Source organism: Kitasatospora sp. NPDC091257 (assembly GCF_044757675.1).
GTDB classification, from domain to species: Bacteria; Actinomycetota; Actinomycetes; order Streptomycetales; family Streptomycetaceae; genus Kitasatospora; species Kitasatospora lactacystinica.
This window is the reverse complement of sequence record NZ_JBIVVI010001537.1, coordinates 1-1,801: the sequence shown is the minus strand read 5'-3', so window position 1 is coordinate 1,801 and position 1,801 is coordinate 1. Positions and strand designations below refer to the sequence as shown.

Here is a 1,801-nt window from a genome sequence, read left to right as displayed (position 1 = left end):
GTCTCGGCGAGCGCGGCGACGGCCAGGCCGTTCCAGGCGGCGACCACCTTGTCGTCCCGGGCCGGGGCCTGGGCGCGGGAGATGCCGCCGTCCTCGGCGAACACCTCCACCTGACGGGTCGGCGGGGTGCCGTCCGCGGGGCGGCTCCAGGCCGGTGCGGCCCCCAGCACCGTCCCGGCGAGTACGGTGGCGAGCAGGGCGGTGGTGGTCCTGACGGTGGTGCGGTGCACGGGTGTCCTTCCGGAGGTGCGGTCTGTGGCCTGCCCCCTTCCCATGTCGATAACCTGACAATCATTTGTCAGTGCGGGCGGTCGGCCGAGCGATGGAGGTGCTCGCCTCCGTCCGCGTCGGTGAACTCGACCTCGAAGGACAGGCCGGTCTCCGCCAGCGCCGCGAGAAGGACGTCGATCCGGTCGGGGTCCACGAACCCGGTGAACGTCACGGGCTCCAGCGGCAGGAGCTCCAGCTCGGCGAACGCGTTCTCCACAGGGACGCGGGGGACGGGTCCGCGCGGAGGACGTCACCGCCGCTGGGGGCCGCCCGCCTTCGGGCTCGTGCACAGCGCGTCGTCGACCAGCCTGTTCTCCGCCTCCGCCACCCGCAGGACGTCCCCGTCGGTGGCGGCCTGGACGCCCGACAGCGAGACCGTGACGCTGCGCCGGCCGTCGGCGGTGACGCCGGTGGTGCTGATCCACCCGGCGTCACCGCCCTCGTGGCCCCAGTACTCCCCGCCGCAGGACAGCCGACGCGAGAAGATCCCCAGCCCGGCCCGGGCACCCGGCATGAACCGCTCGAACTTCTCGCCGACCTCGACGGTCCGGGTCATCTCCGCCAGCTGCGCCGGTGCCAGGAGCCGGCCGCCGAGCAGGGCGCCGAAGAACCGGTCGAGGTCGGCGGTGGTGGAGAGGAGCCCGGCCTCGCCGTTGGTGCCCGAGCCGATCTGCTCGGTGACGTCCACGAACGGCTCGCCGGCCGCGAACCTCTGGTAGGTCTCGGCGTGCGGCCGGGGCAGGGTGGGGGACGTACCCGGGTGGAAGGTGTGATCGAGGCCGAGCGGCCGGACGATCCGGTCCCTGACCTCCTCGTGCCAGGGATGCCCGGTGACCCGCTCGATGATCATCCCGAGCAGGACGTAACCGGTGTTGCTGTAGTTCCAGCCCGTGTCGGGATCGAAGTCGGGGCCGTGGGCCATCGCCCGGGCGACGATCTGTTCGGGTGTGTACGCGTCCAACCGGTGCTGCCGGAAGTCCTCCGCCGAGGTGTAGTCCGGGTAGTCGTCGTGGATGCCGCTGGTGTGCTGGAGCAGCTGGCGGACAGTGATCGCGCGACCGTCGTTGCCGTTTCCGGACACCACGCCGGGCAGCCACCGATCGACCGGGTCGTCCAGGGAGAGCCTGTTCTCTCCGGCGAGCTGCAGGGTCACGGTGGCCACGAACGTCTTGGTGATGCTGGCGATCCTGAAGTAGCCGTTCCGGGGGACCGGCTGGTGTCCGGTCAGATCGGCGACGCCGCCGGCGGCGGTCAGGTTCCGGCCGTCGGAGGTGACCACGCGGGCCTGCACTCCGGTGGCGCCGACCGCGGTGAGCGCGTCGGCGTCGCGCTGGAGCCGGATCCGGAGCCGGTCGTCGTGCTGCGGGGCGGCCGGCGCCGCGGGCGCGCCGGTGGAAAGGGTCACGGCCGCGACGGCGGCCAGCGTGACGTTCCGTCGGACGGATCGGTGGTGTCGTCGCGGGGCACGCATCGGTGAAGTCGTCATGGGCGTTGACGCTAGGTCCGGGAGGGGAGGCCGGACGATACCGCC

The 1,801-nt window shown here is 72.5% G+C and carries 3 protein-coding genes; all 3 read right to left on the bottom strand.

Annotated features, from left to right (window positions below; genetic code table 11):
* The coding region (locus tag ACIQOV_RS40045; RefSeq protein WP_401055881.1) for a hypothetical protein at positions 1 to 230 on the bottom strand (230 nt) is incomplete at its 3' end.
* Positions 231 to 298: 68 nt separating this feature from the next.
* Complete coding sequence (locus tag ACIQOV_RS40040) at positions 299 to 487, bottom strand: hypothetical protein (protein ID WP_401055879.1); 189 nt, start codon at positions 485 to 487, stop codon at positions 299 to 301.
* Positions 488 to 520: 33 nt separating this feature from the next.
* The gene (locus ACIQOV_RS40035) at positions 521 to 1,675 is read right to left on the bottom strand and encodes a serine hydrolase domain-containing protein (protein WP_401055877.1); all 1,155 of its coding nucleotides are present in this window, start codon (positions 1,673 to 1,675) and stop codon (positions 521 to 523) included.
* Positions 1,676 to 1,801 lie beyond the last annotated feature (126 nt).